At 59.1% G+C, this 17,435-nt stretch carries 8 protein-coding genes; 2 read left to right on the top strand and 6 right to left on the bottom strand.

Annotated elements, in window-relative coordinates:
* Positions 1-88 precede the first annotated feature (88 nt).
* Positions 89-649 carry a nucleotidyltransferase family protein gene (locus KCG39_RS05190; protein ID WP_004120305.1) on the top strand — a complete coding sequence of 187 codons (561 nt, stop codon included), beginning with the start codon at positions 89-91 and terminating at the stop codon, positions 647-649.
* A gap of 28 nt (positions 650-677) precedes the next feature.
* Here the strand turns inward: KCG39_RS05190 and KCG39_RS05185 are convergent, their stop codons facing one another.
* A complete protein-coding gene (locus tag KCG39_RS05185; RefSeq protein ID WP_142468276.1) occupies positions 678-1,211 on the bottom strand; it encodes a cysteine hydrolase family protein in 534 nt (177 codons plus the stop codon).
* Positions 1,212-1,667: 456 nt separating this feature from the next.
* Here KCG39_RS05185 and lysM point away from each other — a divergent pair, with 456 nt between their 5' ends.
* A complete protein-coding gene (gene lysM / locus KCG39_RS05180) occupies positions 1,668-2,117 on the top strand; it encodes a peptidoglycan-binding protein LysM (protein ID WP_004120310.1) in 450 nt (149 codons plus the stop codon).
* A gap of 161 nt (positions 2,118-2,278) precedes the next feature.
* Here lysM and fyuA read toward each other — a convergent pair whose 3' ends face one another.
* The 5 genes from fyuA to irp1 all read right to left on the bottom strand — a co-directional run bounded on the left by fyuA (position 2,279) and on the right by irp1 (position 17,369).
* Positions 2,279-4,300 carry a siderophore yersiniabactin receptor FyuA gene (fyuA, locus tag KCG39_RS05175; protein WP_142468275.1) on the bottom strand — a complete coding sequence of 674 codons (2,022 nt, stop codon included), beginning with the start codon at positions 4,298-4,300 and terminating at the stop codon, positions 2,279-2,281.
* A 129-nt stretch (positions 4,301-4,429) separates the two neighbouring features.
* A complete protein-coding gene (ybtE, locus tag KCG39_RS05170) occupies positions 4,430-6,007 on the bottom strand; it encodes a yersiniabactin biosynthesis salycil-AMP ligase YbtE (RefSeq protein ID WP_142468274.1) in 1,578 nt (525 codons plus the stop codon).
* A gap of 3 nt (positions 6,008-6,010) precedes the next feature.
* The gene (locus tag KCG39_RS05165) at positions 6,011-6,814 is read right to left on the bottom strand and encodes a thioesterase II family protein (protein WP_049114802.1); all 804 of its coding nucleotides are present in this window, start codon (positions 6,812-6,814) and stop codon (positions 6,011-6,013) included.
* Positions 6,811-7,908 (bottom strand): Gfo/Idh/MocA family oxidoreductase, encoded by a 1,098-nt coding sequence (locus KCG39_RS05160; protein ID WP_049114803.1) that lies wholly within the window; start codon positions 7,906-7,908, stop codon positions 6,811-6,813. Before KCG39_RS05160 ends, KCG39_RS05165 begins: the two co-directional genes overlap by 4 nt.
* A complete protein-coding gene (gene irp1, locus KCG39_RS05155) occupies positions 7,905-17,369 on the bottom strand; it encodes a yersiniabactin polyketide synthase HMWP1 (RefSeq protein WP_142468273.1) in 9,465 nt (3,154 codons plus the stop codon). The genes KCG39_RS05160 and irp1 overlap by 4 nt, the downstream gene beginning before the upstream one ends.
* Between the last annotated feature and the right edge of the window lie 66 nt (positions 17,370-17,435).

Raw genomic sequence — 17,435 nt, 5'->3', positions numbered from 1 at the left:
CCGCGAGGTGAATAACAGGGGGCGCCTGAAGCGGCGCCTCCTGAACGCTGATACACTTAGCGGACCGATCGCCGTTTACAGGGAAACCATGAAATATCAGGACCTCTTGCAAAGCGTGTTGTTAAACGACCCGATAAGAATGAACGCGCTGTACGCCGTGCAGGCGCTGGAACTCAACGATGGCTGGATTGGCGCCGGCTTTGTCAGAGATGCTGTCTGGGATCATCTGCACGGCTACGGGCTAAGGCCAGTTTCGGGTGATGTGGATGTTGTCTGGTTCGACGCGAAAAGCGCGACTTCCGCCTGCGATAGCGCGCTGGAAGAGAGGCTGAGCCAGCAAAATTCCGCCTTTAACTGGTCGGTGAAAAATCAGGCCAGAATGCATCAACGTAACGGACATCAACCTTATCACTCAACGGAGAATGCGCTGCTGTACTGGCCTGAAACCGCGACGGCTATGGCGGTCAGAATGGGAGGAACAGATCATATTGAGATTATCGCGCCCTACGGGCTGGACGATCTCTTTGAGCTCCGTCTGCGGCCAACGCCGGTATTTGCGCAGCATAAGCTGGCTATTTTCCGCCAGCGCGTCGTGGAAAAACGCTGGCTACAGCGTTATCCCGGCCTGCGGCTTCTCGTCCCGACATAACGCAAAGCCGCTGTTCGCCTGGTGTTCGTCAAAAGCGCCAGTCGGCCGCAGTTGAAAGTGCGACAAACGGACCCGCCAGCGTTCGGTTGTGATGGCCAATGATTTCATGAGCGGATAAATGGGGATTATCGATTGTGGTATGCGCATCAGAAATCAGCACAGTCGTGAATCCCAGCTCCGGCGCTGTCCGGCAGGTGGTATCGACGCAAAACTCTGTTTTCATCCCGGCAATCACCAGCTGCTTCACGCCTCTCAGCATAAGCTGGCGCTGTAATTCGGTGTCGCGAAAGCAGCTGGGATACTTTTTGGTCAAGACGATATCCCGTTCAACGTCCACATCCAGCTCAGCTATCAGCCTGGTTAACGGGCTGCTCGCAGAGAATGGGGAGCCGTCAGGCCCGACGTGGCGAATAAAAAAGATCGGTACCTGTGACTGCCTGGCTTTAGCGATCAGCAGAAGAATATTTGTCAGAACGGCATCAGCGCAATGAGGGGAAGCAGGGCCGCGGAAAAGTCCCTCCTGCATATCAATAATCACTAGCGCATGTTCAGATGAAATCATGGGGCGTGTCTCCATTCAGTGTGTGATGAACGGAGAGCTGTTTGTCCCCGTCCGGTTTAACGGGGAGTGTGGTTCTGTTCTATCAGGTTCCAGCCACAGATACGCACACGCCGCCGCAGGTTGCGGTGGTACGTGTCGTTGTTGAACGGGCTGGATGAATCATTTTCTGACCTTATTATTCGTTGAAGATAAATAACCAGAAACTAACGGAACCGCTTAAAACTACACGCCATGTACGATGCGGGTCAACTACAGATTTCATGTCATGTCGCCCGGTCAGAATACAGACTTTCCTGCCATTGCCGGGCAAATATCCTGCACGTTGACGCTTATTGATTATACTTTGATGGCAGGTTGTGCTGGCCCGCTATGGGGTAGCACAACCGACATCCTGGAAATGGGCTTAACCGTTCCGATGAATATTTGATCGTGAAACAGTAATGGAGGTATGGAACGATGGGATTATTAAATTTTGTCAAAGAAGCGGGCGAGAAAATATGGGACGCCGTCTCCGGCGGCAGCAAGGAAGATAAGGCCGACAAGCTGAAAAAACATATTGATGGTCTTAATCTTCCCGGCGCCGAAAAGGTCAATATCGATGTTGCGGACGACGGCACCGCGACGGTTACCGGCGATGTCGGTTCGCAAGAAGATAAGGAAAAAATTCTGGTGGCGGTAGGTAATGTCACCGGCGTTGGTCAGGTTAATGACAGCGTGAAGGTGACGCAAAGCGGGGCGGAAAGTCGTTATTACACGGTCAAATCCGGCGACACCCTGAGCGCCATCTCCAAAGCGATGTATGGCTCCGCCAATGAGTATCAACGTATTTTTGAAGCCAACAAACCAATGCTGACGCATCCCGATAAAATCTATCCGGGCCAGGTGCTGATTATTCCGACGAAGTAAGCGGTGAATTCCTTGGGCTGCAGGCAGATGGAATTATCTTCAAGGCCGGCCAGTGACAATATAGATTTTGTTGCTGGCTGGGGTTCGGGCATTCTCCTGACGTCAACGCGTTAAATTCCGTGATGGCAGGGATGCGATTATTGCATCCCTGTATCGTTGGATCAGAAGAAATCAATTCGCGTATTGATACCCACAGTGCGGCCCATGTTAACCTGCGCGACGGCGCTGCTGCCGTTCATATATCCATAGGTACGGTAACGACGGTCGAACAGGTTATCGACATAGACGGAAATATTCATCCGTTCCGTCGCCTGCCAGCCAATGCTGCTGTCCAGGGTGGCGTAGGTGCCTTGCCGCAGCTGGTTGTCGCCATCGAAATAATGCGGCCCCACCAGATTAACCGCCAGCCGGGGCATCAGTGCGCCATAGCGCGTATCAATCACGCCATTCACACTGCTTCCCGCGCCGTAACGCGGTACGAACGGCACCCGGTTGCCGTGGTACAGCTCGCTGTCGTTGGTGAATTCGGAATGGATCATGTTGCCATTGATATCCCATGACCAGCCTTGGGCAAACCGCCATTTCGCTTCCAGCTCAACGCCGGTGGCGTTGGCTCTCCCCGCATTGCTTAAGGTCTGCATTCCGACCGGGCCAGAGTAGAGCTGCATATCTTTGGTGTGGGTATAAAAGGTGGCGGCTTGCAGCGTGACGTCGGCGGTTTCGTAACGGGTGCCAATTTCATAGTTGATGGATTTTTCCGCGTTGAACGGTTTGGCATCAAGACCTGCGGTTGGCACGATATTGTATCCGGAAGGTTTATATCCCTGGGCGACGCGGGTATATACTCGCCAGTCGTCGGTCAGCAGATAGCCTGCGGAGAGCTGTCCGAGCACCCGGTCGTCATTGCTTTTACCCTGGTCGCCAAATGGGTTTCCCAGCATGCTGCCGTGATACTGCGTGCTGGCTTTATCATGCGAGAAACGCACGCCGCCGCCGATGTCAAAACGCTCGGTTAAATGCCAGGTCAGATCGCTGTAGGCGGCAAGGGTTTCAGCGGTGGTATAGCCGGTGCTGCTTAAATAGGGCATCGTCGGCATATCATAGGCGGAATTTAGCTTTTCGCGGGTGTTCTGCCGGTACAACCCAAATACCATATCCACGGTACGCGTATCGCCGAGGGTGGCGGCGCGTAGCTCCTGCACATCCTGGTTCCAGCGCTGGGGCATATTGACGATCAACGAGCCGGAAGGGAAGGTCCGGGAATAATTCTGCTGCTGCCAGGCGCCGATCAGATTGAAAACCCAGTCATCGGTAGCGTATTTACCGCTTAGCGTCTGGCTGTCAGTACAGCGCCGTAGGTACGGGTCCGGTGAACCCTCGCTAAGAGACAGCGTACGGCTCTTGAGATCATTCCATGCCACATAGGCATCCTGTGTAGCGCGAGTGCATTCGCGCGAGGCGGAAAACCCCATTTCCCAGGGCTGGTCGTCCGGCGCCAGACGCAATTTCACATTCCCGATACTGGCACGGGTACCGCCTAAATCATCGCTACCGGTCGAGGGGTTAATCATCTCGCCGTCATCAACCTGGCGTAAAAGAGTCACGCTGCCGTATAACAGGCCATCCTGAATCGGGCCGCTCAGGTTGAGTTTGCTTCGATAACTGTCACGACTGCTGACGCCACCCTCAATATAGCCGCGCGGTGTGCTGTCCGGCTGCTGGGTGACGATGTTAATGATCCCGCCCTGGGCGCTTTTGCCATACAAGGTTCCCTGCGGTCCGCGCAGCAGCTCTACGCTCTGTACATCGGTCAGTGCCTGGATGGTGTTGGTAGACAGCTGGGGAACCCCGTCGACATACAGGGTAACGGCGGGGTTATAAAAGTCCTGGGCCGAAGAGATGCCGCGTAGCGAGATCGTTGAAAAAAGCATGTTGCCGCTATTTTCAATATTCAGCCCTGGCAACACTCTGGGGAGTTTGTCACTGGCGGTAACGCCCGCGTCGCTTAACTCCGTCGCGCTGATAACGGTAGAAGAAACATTATTGGCTGATGCCGAGTGGGAAGACTGTTTACTGGCGGTGACCACCAACGTGCTTTCGTCTTGCTGTGAGGTTTGGCTATGAGCAGCGGCCGGGAGTAAAAATCCCCCCAGAACCAGAGGATAAAATCGTGTCATTTTCATTGTGATGAATCCCTGAAAAACGGCGAGACGCCAAAATACCGATAATGGTGAATTGAAAATGATAACTATTTCTAATTGCACTGCTACCCGAAACGGGTTTATTTCCACCTGTTTCGGGTAGCGGGGCGCTTATTGGGCTGAATGGCGATAACGATCAATGGCGAGCGCCGTCAGGCGCTTTTTATCTACCTTGCCGACGGCGGTGAGCGGCCAGTGGGTCAGAAACTCAATTTGATCGGGAATCTTCCACGCGCTGATCCCCATTTGGACCAGCTTTTGACGCAGCTGTTGATAGTCAGAGGGAGTGCGTTGCGCGATGATAAACGCGCATATCCGCTCGCCAAGCAGCGTGTCCGGCGCGGCGACCACGGCGCAATCCTTTACGTCTTCCAGACGCATCAGTACCGATTCCACTTCCGCAGCGGCTATTTTCTCTCCGGCGCGGTTGATCTGCTCTTTTATACGCCCCTCAACGTACAGATTTCCCGCCTCATCGAGCCTGACATTGTCGCCAGTACGGTAAAATCCTTGCGCGGTAAAGGCCCGCGCATTGTGCTCGGGAGCGCGATAATAGCCCGTAATAGTATAAGGACCGCGCGTTAATAACTGTCCCGTTTCGCCAGGCGCAACGTCGTTTTCCTCTTCGTCAACGACGTGAATTTCATCCAGGGGAGACATAGGGCGCCCTTGGCTGTGAAGAACGGTGACCAGAGGATCGTCCAACCGGGTAAAGCAGAGCAGGCCTTCCGCCATACCGAATACCTGTTGCAGGGGACAATCAAACGTCGAGATAATCTGCTCAGCAAGCGTTGGGTCAAGCCGGGCGCCGCCCACCTGAATGACGCGTAGCGAAGAGAGATCGCTGTCTTCCCACTCTCTGGCCTGCACCCAGAGCTGCGCCAGCGCCGGTACCAGGGCGACGTGGGTCACACCTTGTTCCGCGATTAAAGGCATCACCTCATCGCAGCTGGCGCTGTCGGTTAATACCACCTTTCCGCCGCAGGCAAGCGTTCCCAGAATACCGGGACAGGCCAGCGGAAAGTTATGCGCCACGGGGAGGACGGCGAGATACACGCTCTGTGGATTAAGGCCGCACAGTTCGGCAGAGGCGCTGAAGTTATAGCTATAGTCAGCGTGCCGTCGCGGGATAAGCTTTGGCGTCCCGGTGGTGCCGCCTGAGAGCAGCAGCAGCGCGGTGGCGCCAGCATCGGGCTGCGGCCACGTCTGCCGTTCGCCGCGCAGCGAGAAGAGCGGCGTAAAATCGTCGCCTTCGGTCTCACTTGCGACCAGAACTTGCCGCAGGCAGGCGTGTTTGCGCGCCATCTGGCGGGCCAGGTCCGCGTGGTTTTCTCCGTGAATCACATAAGCGGCCGGTTGCGCCAGCGCAATCAACGCGTCGATATCCAGCGCCCGCTGCGAGGGCATCGCCAGAACAGGGATAACGCCCAGTCTTAACAGCGCGAACAGCAGGATCACAAATGCGTTGCCGTTGGGGAGCTGGATAAGCACATGTTCTCCCGGACGCAAACCCAGCGAGTATAACCCTGCAGCAAGCTCATCGACCCGAAGATCGAGCGCGCTGTAGGTCAGCGAGCCTTTGGCATCAACGACAGCAATTCGTGAGGGATAGCGAGCCGCCCAGTGGCGCAGCTGTTCAGCAATGGGGAAGGGATACTGTTTTATCAGAGAATCAAAGGAAGAGTGCATGCGTCACCTTTCTGAAGTGCAGGACCGATTTTGCAAAGCGGTCGTCGCAGAAAATACGTGGGGAAAATGGTGAATAATCTGCTTAAAAAAGGCCCTGGATTGTTGCAGCAGATAAAAATGGTCGCCGTCAATCACCACCTCGCCTGCGATGTGGTTCAGCCACGGACGCCAGGCCTCCATCTCCGGCCAGGAGGCTTCACGATCGCGGCTGCCGCATACCAGCAGCGCAGGCGTGCGCAGCGGCGTGAAATCGTCGAGCGAGTCGTAGTGATAGTGCTCAGTAGCGTAAAAATCAGCGCGAAGAAGAGGAAGAAATAGCGACAGTAGCTCCTTGTTTTCCTGTAGTTCAGGCGAACATCCGCCGATATCAATCAGTTCAGCGATAAAGTCGGCATCCTCGCGGTCGCTGAGCCTGCGCCGGGAATGCAGATGAGGGGCATGGCATCCGGAAATAATCAGCCCTTGTGGGGGAAGACCCCGTTGTTCCAGAAGCCGGCAGGTTTCAAACGCCACCTGCGCGCCCATGCTGTGCCCGGCAAGTAAAAGCGGGGCGTCAGGCAATACGCTCTCTTCCAGTTCGTCCGCCAGCAGCGACGCCAGTTGCGTAATGCTGCTGAGCGGCGCCAGATGGCGCAGGCGATCGCGTCCCGGCCAGGTCACCAGGGAAAGCGCGATCTCCGCCATGGGGTGGTCTCGCCAGCGGCGAAACGCGCTACTGCTGCCGCCCGCGAAGGGGCACATCACCAGATGCGCCGTACTGGCGTTGCGGGCGGGCCATAACGGAATACACATCGCAGATTGCATCACCGGGACTCCTCATCGTGGCGGTAGAAAGCCGGTAACCGGTCGTGACGCGGCGGCGTCAGATGTCGGATCTCCGCATGGCCGGTCTTACGTAAAATCTGCTGCCATAAATGTGATAACGCGAGCTGATGAGCGGAGTGGCAGGCCGCCGGCAGATTTCCGCCCGCCAGATGGCAGCGCAGCTGCTGTAGCAACCTGCCGACCCCCTCCGGTCCGGCGGTTTCGCAGCAATCACGCCAGCTCAGGGGAGCCGCGCTGCGCGTCTGACCCGGCGGGTCGCGCAGGATCTCCGGCCTGCGGTAGAGACTACGACCATTCGCCTGATGTTCTGCGACAAACAGGCTGGATGACCAGACCACGGGGCCGTAGCTTGCCTCCAGCGAAAGATGACCTTCCGGCCAGCCCAGCAGCAAACGGTGCATAATCAGGCTGTGCATATCAGGATCGTCAGGATCGAGATAGCGCTGAAGCAGCAAACAGGCTTCTCCCGCCGGCCAGAAAAGTCTCAGACAGTGAAAGTCGCGAAAGCTACCGACCACTTCACACTCCACGCTGGCGGCATCAACCTCTAACGCCAGCAACAACAAATCCAGCGTGGAGTAGAGCAACTGTCGGCTGGTGGTAGCGTGAGCAACCGACGGCGCCTGATCCAGGCTGCGACGTAACCGCTGCGCATCCCCGAGCCAGGCGCGACCCGCACGCGCGTGCGGATAAAACGTGTTGACCCAATAGCAGCGGCCCCGTTCCTGCGCCAGCGCTTGTAAAGAACGGACGTCATCCGGGTGGAGGGGATGCTCCTGAATCACGTGCACGCCGCGGGTCAAAAAGTGCCGGGCAAGCTGGGTTCCGCTCCCGCCGGCGACGGTTGAGCGCACGACGATACAGGCGATATCCGGCATCTCGGCGATCTGTTCCGGCGAGGTATACAGGGGGATTCCAAACGCATAGGCCAGCTCTCTCGATCGCGCGCTTCCCTGGGACAGAAGACCAACCAGTTCCAGCCCCTCCTGGGGCTGCATAAAGGCGTTGAGGTACATTTCGCCAAATTTAGCGCCCACAATCAGTACGCGTTGCTTAGGGGCGGCGGACGGCATCATAACGTGTTCTCCGGTTGCGTTGAGGTTGCGCCGAACCAGCGCTTGATATGCTGCGCGCAGGTCTGAACGTGGGGGGGCTCCAGCATGATTTGCCAATGGCTGGCTTTAATCGCATAGCTGTCGGCGCGGTCTATCCAGGTTTGCCATTCGGTTTCCGCTGGCGTCCAGCGCGCGGGTCTCATCGCGGCATGCACGATGAGACAGGGGAGCGGAACGGTTTCGTCCGGCGTATGCTCGGTCAGTAAGCGCAGCAGATGCGCGATGTTGTCGATCCACGCTTCCGCCGCCTGTAGCGTCAGGTTTTGCGCCATTATTCCCGCCGTTCTGGCAAGGTCGATGAAGACGGCAAGCTGGCGGTCGGGCGTCAGCCGATCGAAATGTTCCGGCAGCGCCAGCGGCGTATCGCCTTCGGCTAACAGCCGCAGCAGGGCCGTCCGGTTTGCGCAACGAAAATCCTGTCGACACACGGGATCGATTAACGCCAGCCGTACCTGCTCGCCTTTGGCATCCAGGCGCTGCGCGGCGCCCGCCGCAAGAAAAGCGCCATACGACCAACCCGCCAGCGCATAAGGGCCGTGCGGCTGCTGGCGGCGGATACTCGCAACATACTCATCGATCATTCGATCAAGCGTGGCAAAACGCTGCGGCGATTTTGCCTGCAGGCCGAAAACGGGCATATTCAGTGCGCTGGCGAGCGGCAGCCAGGCGCTGATACCGCCGTCTGAAGCATGGAAAACAAACAACGTTTCGTCGCCACCTCCCTGGCAAATGGGCACAGGATTCTCCTCTCCTGACGAACAGGCCTGCAGATGGGCGCAGAAGTCGCTGAGCGTTGAATGGGTGAACAGATCCTGAAGGCTGGCGCTGGCAATCCCTCTGCGGTTCAACTGCGCGACCATCCTTGTCGCCATCAGGCTGTCGCCGCCCAGCGCGAAAAAGTCGTGATGTCTGGCCACGGGGCGAGACAGCAGCGTTTGCCAGAGTTCAGCGACCTGTTTTTCCAGCGCCGGATCGCCTACGGAGCTCGGTGTCGATTCGGCTGGCGCAATCTGTGCGTCAGGCGGGGCCGATAGCGGAGTAAATAACGTTTCTCGCTGCCGGATCTGCAACGCGGGCAGGGTGGCGCCAAAACGCTGCTGCAGATAGCGGCTCATGGCTGCTGTATCCGGGCGATTCACCCCAGGCGAACGTGCGACCAGCAGATGCTGGCGCAGCGGCGACGATTCCTGCGGCGGCCAGGCCAGTTCGTTGGCAAAACCGGCCTGCACAAGCACTTCCTGCCACGCCGAACGGGTGAGCATAGGTTTTTCATCCCGGCGGCGGAAATCGCGGTATCCGCTTAACCCTTCGATAAAGCCGACGCTCGCCAGCTGGAATACGCTGTTTCGTTCCGTCGCTTCAACGATCAGCAAGCGTCCGCCGGCTTTCAGCAACCGCTTTAATCGGCGCAACGACTGTACGACATGGCTGGCGTCGTGAAGCACGTTGACGGCAATAATCAGGTCGTAACCCGTCTCGGGGTGGGCGGTAAAATCCAGCGGCTGGTTGATATCGAATAAAGCGTAAGACACCCGCGATTCATCGTTGAAACGGGTTCGGGCGTCGTTGAGGAACTGCGCGGAGACATCCGTGAAATGGTATGACAGCCGCGTGTTTCGCGTGGCCTTCAGCACCGGTTCCGCGGTGGCCGCGGTTCCGGCGCCCACCTCGAGGATCCGTTCTGCGCCGCAAAGGGCGGCAATCTGCGCGGTATAGCGATTCAGACAAGCGCTGGCGGGGTTTTCGCGATACAGCGCGTCGGTTACGCGCAACGACTCGTTGAACAGCAGTTCCAGCGGCGAACACTGCCCGGAGAAGAGGTCGTCGTGCCGGGCGATGCAGGCGCCCAGATACTGCGCCAGCGCCTGGCTCCAGTGGGCTTGCGGGCACGCCTCGTGAGGCTCGGGAATGTCGCTGAGCGGAATGCGGCAGCGCCAGCTATCCCCCTCGCGCACTAACCATTCCCTTTCCGCCAGACACTGCAGCCACTGGCGTAGCAGGCGCCGGTGTGACGCTTGCGCGCCCAGCGCCTGTACTATTTCGCCAAATGGGTGGGCAACCTCCGGGGTGGTGAACAGACGGTGGCGATGTAGCGTGGCGGCGATCCCCTGCAGCGCGCGCGCCTCCAGCCAGCGCCAGGTCGCTTCCAGCTCGTCAAGTTGCGTCTGTTCAGGCAACGGCAGCGCCAGAGAGGCGAGATCGTGCTCATCATATAACGGCGCTGAGGACGGCGGATCCTCGGTCATAACGATATCCAGGGTTAACGCGCCATTTTCGCTAAATTCCGCTCTGGCCTGTTGGATGCCGGGGTATTCCTGCGCCGCTTGCTCAATATCCCGCAGATCGTAGTCCGTTTGCGCGTTCAGCGGCCAGCGGCGGCGGGGAATGTGTTCGGCAATGCCGCTGTCAATGGTCTTCAGGCCTTCAGGGTTGGTAATGGCGGCCTGCAGGATGGTGCAGTAGTCATTAAACATCGCTTCAGCTGCGCCCGGTTCCAGTACGTTGTCCATGCAGTACCAGCTAAACGTCAACGCGCCATTGCTCTCCATCACCTGATGATCCAGCCAGACCTGCGGCGTTTGCGTAAAGACATAGCAGGGTTCGCCGAACAGATGACTCATTGCCCGGTCGATAGCCATTCCTTCCAGCGTCATCCCCAGCATGCTGGTAAACACCACCGGCATCAGCGGTTGACGCTGGGATCCACGCTGGCGCCCCAGCTCGCGGATCGCCTCAACGCCGTTCACTTCGCTGTGCGCCATGTTTTGCCAGAGGCGCTGCTGGGTCCGTTGCATCTGCTCCTGCAGCGTTAGCGGCGTGGAGAAGTTAAAATCAACCAGCGTGACGGAGGTAAAATCCCCGATCAACTGGTTGATTTGCGGGTGGATCGGCTGGCGATTAAAGAACGTCAGGTTCAGCGTAAATGCCGTGGTACGACTCCAACGCTCAAGGGTGGCCGCAAACAGCGTGAGCAGCGCGGCGGAGGGGGTGAGGCCCTGCTGCTGCCAGCGTTGTTTCACCGCCTGCCACTCTTGCTTATCAAGCGTCGAAGTAAACGTGGTGAAGTGCGGGGTTTCCGGCGGTGTCTCCACCACCGGCAGTTCCGGCGCTGAAGGCAGTTGCGGTATTTTTTCCTGCCAGTAATCCCAGGCATTGTGCCATGCTGTTGTTTGTCGGCGCGCCTGTTCAGCCATCACGTAATCGCGGAAAGTGATATCGAGCGGTGGCAGCGTTTCTCCGCGCCAGACCTGGGCTAAATCGTCCATCATGACTTTAAAGCTCTGCACATCGAACTGCAGAAGATCGAGGTTCATGTGCAGGCGGTAGCGGCAATCATCGATTTCGCTGACCACCAGCTCAAAGAGCGGCCACTGGTCGGCAGGTAAAACGCGATAGCTCAGTTCATGGCGCCGTTTTTCCAGCGCCTGACACTGCTCTTGCGGGGAAAGCGCGCGCAGATCGTCGCGCGGGATACGATATGTCGGGGCTGTCGCCAGAACGCGCTGTTGTCCATCGGCATCTACCACCATCCGCAGCATATCGTGGCGGGCAATGAGCTGGTTCCATGCTTTCTCCAGTATGGCGAGATCGAACTCATCGTGGTGTTTATCCCATTCAAACAGCACGTGACAGGCAACGCCGCCATAGCCAATAAGATGGGTTCTGCCCAACCAGTAGGCATGCTGAATCGGCGTCAACGGGAAGGGCGCGTAACGCTTAGCGGCATCGTGCTGCAACATTTCTGGCGGCGATACGGCAGGCGCCATCTCTGCCTGAGAACAGATAAGCTGTGTGAGCCCGTGCGGCGAGAGATCCTGCCACGCCCGTTCCGCGTTGATGCGTACGCCCAGGTCATGTTGAATATCGCTACTGAGTTCAAGAAAGAGCAGCGAGTCCATTCCCAGCTGTAACAGATCCTGATCTGCGTTCAGCGAGGCAGGATCGTTCAGTCTTAGCTGCAGCGCAATGCGATTTTTCAGCCATGTCATCACCGCCGCTTTATCGCCGATGCTACCGTGGAAAGCATGGTTATCAGCGGGAGTCGCGGCTTGTTCTGTCGCTGCGGCGTTAAACAGAGCCTGCTGCAGCGGGGGCATTTTGTCGGTGAAAACGCGCATGGCCAGTCGCCAGGGGGCGCCGCGCATCACCGCTTGTTCAAGGTGCCAGCGTCCCTCGGCATCGCTTAACGCGCCCATGCCACGATCGGCAAGGGTCGTCAGCATCTCCGTCGTAGCCGCCCGGCCACTTTCTCCCCATGCGCCCCAGGCGATGGAGAGCACTTTCGGCGTAGCAAGGGAGGAGAACTGCCGGGCGAGTCCGTCAAGATAACCGCAGGCCAGCGCATGGGCGCTCTGGCCTGGCGCGCCGAGGGCGGCGGCGGCGGACGAATAGAGAATCAGATAACGGGCGTCGTGGTTGCCCAGCGTTTGTAATAGCTGGCTTGCCGCCTGCGCTTTGACCGCGAAAACGGCGGCCAGCTGGTGTTCATCGAGTTCCTGTAAGGGCCCATCAGCCAATACGCCAGCGGTATGAATTGCGCCGGCAATGCCGCCGCTGGTCGCCAGCTCATCAAGAACACGGGCCAGCTCTCCGGCATCACCCACATCACAACGGCAGACGCGAATCTCCACGTCCGCTGTGTCGCCTGGCCATGACGCATCCACGCGCGGCGCCAGTAGCGCGATGCGGCGCGCCCCTTTTTCTCTGAGCCAGTTCACGGCAAGACGGCCCAGTCCGCCAAACGCCCCGGTCACCAGATGCCAGCGGTTATCGCCGGCAAATACCTTCGCCGGTAATTCGGCGGCGCATCCCGCATTGGGCGCCAGCGAAGGGAGCCAGAAGCCGTTATCCCGGGCGGCTAGCCAGCGCTGTGACAATGAAACAGCGTTTAATCCTTGACGCAGCGTTTCCCACGAGTCGTTTTCAGCCATATCGATAGCGGCGATTAACCGTTCCGGCTGTTCGTTGGCCGCGACGCGAAGCATCGCCCACAGCGCGTGATGGGCCGCTGATAGCGCCTCGTTTTCCTCGATTCGCCACGCGCGGCGGGTGACGACAATCAAGCCGCCTGGGCTGACGCTGAGCGCCTCTTTCACCTGCATCGCTAACGCCAGCGTCTCCTCGCTATCATCGGCAATCATCAGGACAGAAGGGGCCTGCGGATCGTGAAGAATGCCGTATTGCGCCAGCGCCTCTTCGTGCGCAAGGGTACCGGCGCAGAAGCGGAATGCCAGCCGGCGGCTATTGCTGTCGATGCTGAGGGGCCTCCAGCGCCAATGATAATGCGTCTGCGGCGCAGGAAGAGGCGCGTCGGGCGCCAGCGGCAGCCACTTGCCGTCTGGATGACGGGCTTCCAAGCGCATCTCGCCGCGGGAAAAGGCTGCGTTTCGCCAGCTTAAGCGCACCTCTCCCAGCCATTGCGGGGCGGTAACGAGGGGCGGTTTCACGGGGGAATCGTCGCCGTGCCGCGCGGAGAGTCGCCGCCAGGCCTCCTGCCAGCGGGCGATAAACCGTTCCGGCTGACCTGCGCAATCGGACCAGTCGGCGAGATAATCAGGGTTATCCGGCAACGTCTGTTCCAGCGCGGGGTCTGGTGACGTGGACACCCCCTGGCCGGGCAGGGTGGCGAGAATGATATGTTCGCTCATCGCGGCGGTTGGGCTGCCGTCCTGCGGTAGCCACGCCACTTTGCTGAATCCGGCGCGGCGGCACTGCTGCTGCCACTGATGGGGGGTGAGGAAGAGCTCGCCTTCGCGGGCGTCGATATCCTGTAGCGGGAGGACCAGCGGGCCGAAAACGAAATCAAACAGACGCATTGGCTGGGTGATTTCGCGCATCAGCAGGCGCCCGCCCGGCTTGAGCAAGGGACGCAGATTATCGAGGGTTCGACCGATATGGCGCGTGGCATGGATCACGTTAGCCGCGACGATAAGATCGAAAGACTGCGCCGCAAAGCCCTGAGACTGCGCCTCTTGTTCGAGATCCAGCTCGTCGTAATGCACGAAGTCATAGTCGGCGAATTTCTGCTGCGCGCGGCGGGTGAACAGCGCGGAGATATCGGTGAAGTGGTACTCCAGCGCCGGTACGTCTTTGAGTTCCGGCAGCAGCCATGCGGTGGTGCCGCCGGTTCCGCCGCCGACTTCAAGAATGCGCAGCGGCTGATGGGGCTGACGCGCCTGGACGATACCCCGTAGTACCCCGGCGGCAATCTGGTTGAAATAGCGGCCGAAGCTGAATTCCTGATATAGCACCTCTACGCCGTCGGAAGCGCCTTGCGGGAAGATAATCGCCACCGGCTCTTCCGCGCCGCTCATCATGTCGTATAACCGATCGCCGGCACGGGCGATGGTATCGGGGATAGCCTGATAACCCTCACAATAATCGGCGAGTTCCGTCAGCAGGTTTTCCCGTTGCTGATGTTCAATGGGGCGGGCGCGGTAGTAGCGTCCCTCAGCGCAGCGGTAATCGCCGTCGACAACGCAGTTATTTAGCAGGCGCTGAAGCAGCTGCTGGTAGCGGGGCATCAGTCGTCCATGGCGCATAATGGTGATGGCGTCCACGCCGTTATCTATCGCATCGCCCGTACAGCGTTGTACCAGCCGATCGACATAGATGGCGTGCAGCCGCGTGGCGCACTGTTTAAGCGCCTCCAGACGGGGAAGTTCGAGCGCTGTCGCGGCGCTGCTGGCCACCTCGAGTCCAGCGGCAAACACAGCATCGGCTGGCTCGCAGGCAGAGGTGGCGGGTTCTTTCCAGTAACGCTCGGCCGCAAACGGATAGCATGGCGCGGAAATACGTTGCCCATCGCCTGCGAGAAGAGCAGCCCACGGTAAGGTGACGCCGGCCGCATATAGCTGGAGAAGCGCCTGATTCAGGACCGCGCTCGCCTCCTGGTTACGCCGGGCGCTGGCTATCCAGTAAGCGTCATCGCGGTATTCGCGCTGTCCGGAGGCAATCAGCTGGGCGTCGGGCCCCATTTCAACAAAAACGCGGGCGCCGAGCTTGCGCGCCGCCTGAATACTCTGAATAAAACGTACCGGCTGGCGCATATGGCGGCGCCAGTAATCCGCCTGGTTGAGTGTCGCCTCATCAATGACTTCGGAAGTAAGCGTGGAAATCAGCGGTGTTTGCCCCGGCTCGGCGAGCAGACCCGCGCAGGCCTCCTGGAAGCGATCGAGTATTGGTTCAAGTAAAGCGGAGTGCGCCGCGCCGGTTACGCTCAGGCGACGATAGTCGATCTCATGTTGCGAAAGCGCGGCGCAAAACTCCGCGATACGGACTTCCGGCCCGGAAAAGACCGTATGCCGGGTGCCGTTGTTGGCGGCGAGATCCAGCTCGAACTGACGGGCCAACGGCATCAATGCCTCTTCTTGCGCAAATACCGCCACCATCGCGCCGCTTGCGCACAGCTGCATCAGCGCGCCGCGCCGACATACCAGCGGCATGACCTGCTCAATGGTATAGTGTCCGCAGACAACGGCAGCGGCAAATTCGCCAACCGAGTGACCGATGGCGTAGTCCGGCTGCAATCCCTCGGCGCGCCAGTGGGCCGCCATCGCGATTTCGAACGCGACAATCGCCGGCTGGGCCCAGGCCATATTGTCAAGCTGCGCTGAATCGGGATTAAACATCACTTCCCGTAGCGAAGGCGTGAGCATGTCGCGACAGGCGGCAAAACAGCGCTCCAGCGTATCGGCAAACGCCGTTGAGTGCTGGTACAGAGACTGACCCATAGTGCGCCAGTGCGAACCCTGCCCGGTAAACAGCCACACCTGTTTGCCGCTGGCACCGTGACCGCTATAGACCGGCGAAGCCGATTTCGCGCCAGCCCAAGCGCTGAGCGCGGCGGCGGTGTCATGATTTAATGGCGCCGCCAGGCGGAAGGGAAGATCGAGACGGCGCGCGCGTAATGCCGTGAAGGCCAGATTGTTGGCATCCGCGTTCTCCCTCAGCGCCGTGGCATAGTCCGCGGCCAGCTGCCGCAACGCGGTGTCGCTGGCGGCGCTGAGCAACAGCGCGGAACTCTTGCTGCCGTCATCCGCGGTGGGGTAGCTTATATTGAGTTCGTCGGGCAGCGAAGCGACGATCATATGGCAGTTGGTGCCGCCAATACCGAAGGAGGAGACGCCCGCGTAGCGCACTTCGTCCTGCCACTCCTGCGCCGTCACCGGCACGGTAAAGGGGCTTTCCTCGAGCTTAAGCGCCGGGTTTGGCGTATGAAAATTCAGCATTGGCGGAATTTTTCCGCGACTGACCGCCAGAACGGTTTTCAGCAGTCCGGCAATGCCCGCCGCGGTATCCAGGTGACCAACGTTGCTCTTCACGGAACCCAGCGCGCAGCGCTGTTGCGGCGGGCGGGGAGCGTAGACGTTGCGCAGGGCTTCTATTTCAATCGCGTCTCCCAGCGGCGTGCCGGTACCGTGGGTTTCAATGTAGCCGATCTGCCTGTCGTCGATGGCCGCCAGCATTAACGCTTCTTCGATGACCGCTTGCTGTCCTGCCACCGACGGCGCGGTATAGCCCACTTTTCTGTTTCCGTCGTTGTTGACCGCGCTGGAGAGGATCACCGCGATAATCGGATCGCCTGACAGCAGCGCGTCCTTCAGGCGACGCAGCACCACGCAGCCGAGACCGTTGCCGGCCCAGGTGCCCTCTGCCGAGGCGTCAAAAGGGCGACAGTGGCCGTCGGGAGAGAAAATCATCCCGGGCTGGTAGCGATAACCCGCCTGCTGGGGAAAGGAAAGCGCCACGCCGCCGGCTACCGCCATATCGGATTCGCCTGCGCGCAGGCTTTCGCAGGCCAGATGGACCGCAACCAGCGAACTGGAGCAGGCGGTCTGTACCGATAACGCCGGGCCGTGCAGATTGAGTTTGTAGGCCGCGCGGGTGGCTATATAGTCCTTGTCATTGCCCATCAGAGACTGCAGGCCCTTGACCTGTGCTACCTCTGTCACGTTCAGGGCTTCGCGGCCGGGATAGGTGCTCATCCGCGAAGAGGCGAAAACGCCGGTCTTATGGGGGACGGCGCCCGGGGCGTAACCTGCATGCTCCAGCGCATGCCAGACCGCCTGTAAAAACAGGCGCTGCTGGGGATCTATCGACTCCGCTTCCTGCCGCGAATAGCCAAACAGGGTGGCATCGAAGCAGTCAGCGTTGTCTAAAACCGTTCCAATATTGACGTAACAAGGATCGTCAATAATGGCGGTATCCAGCCCGGCGGCCAGAAGCGCTTCACGCGTAAAGCGTCGGCTGCATTCGCGGCCTTCCAGCAGATTCCGCCAGAAGGTTTCGCCATCCGGCGCTTCAGGAAAATGGCAGGCGTAGCCGATGACTGCGACAGGTTCGCAGTCCGGGTAGCGTTGAGCGATCGATGCATCAATGGAATCTGCTGTTGGCGCAGAAGAGAAGCGCAAGTTATCCATAATCGGTCCCGTTTCCTAAAATTGACAAAGTCAGTGGCGCGCCATGCGTTGGCGATGGCGTCCGGG

This window comes from Klebsiella pasteurii (genome assembly GCF_018139045.1).
GTDB classification, from domain to species: Bacteria; Pseudomonadota; Gammaproteobacteria; order Enterobacterales; family Enterobacteriaceae; genus Klebsiella; species Klebsiella grimontii.
Note: the sequence above shows the minus strand (reverse complement) of the source record. Positions and strands in the feature narration are given on the sequence as shown.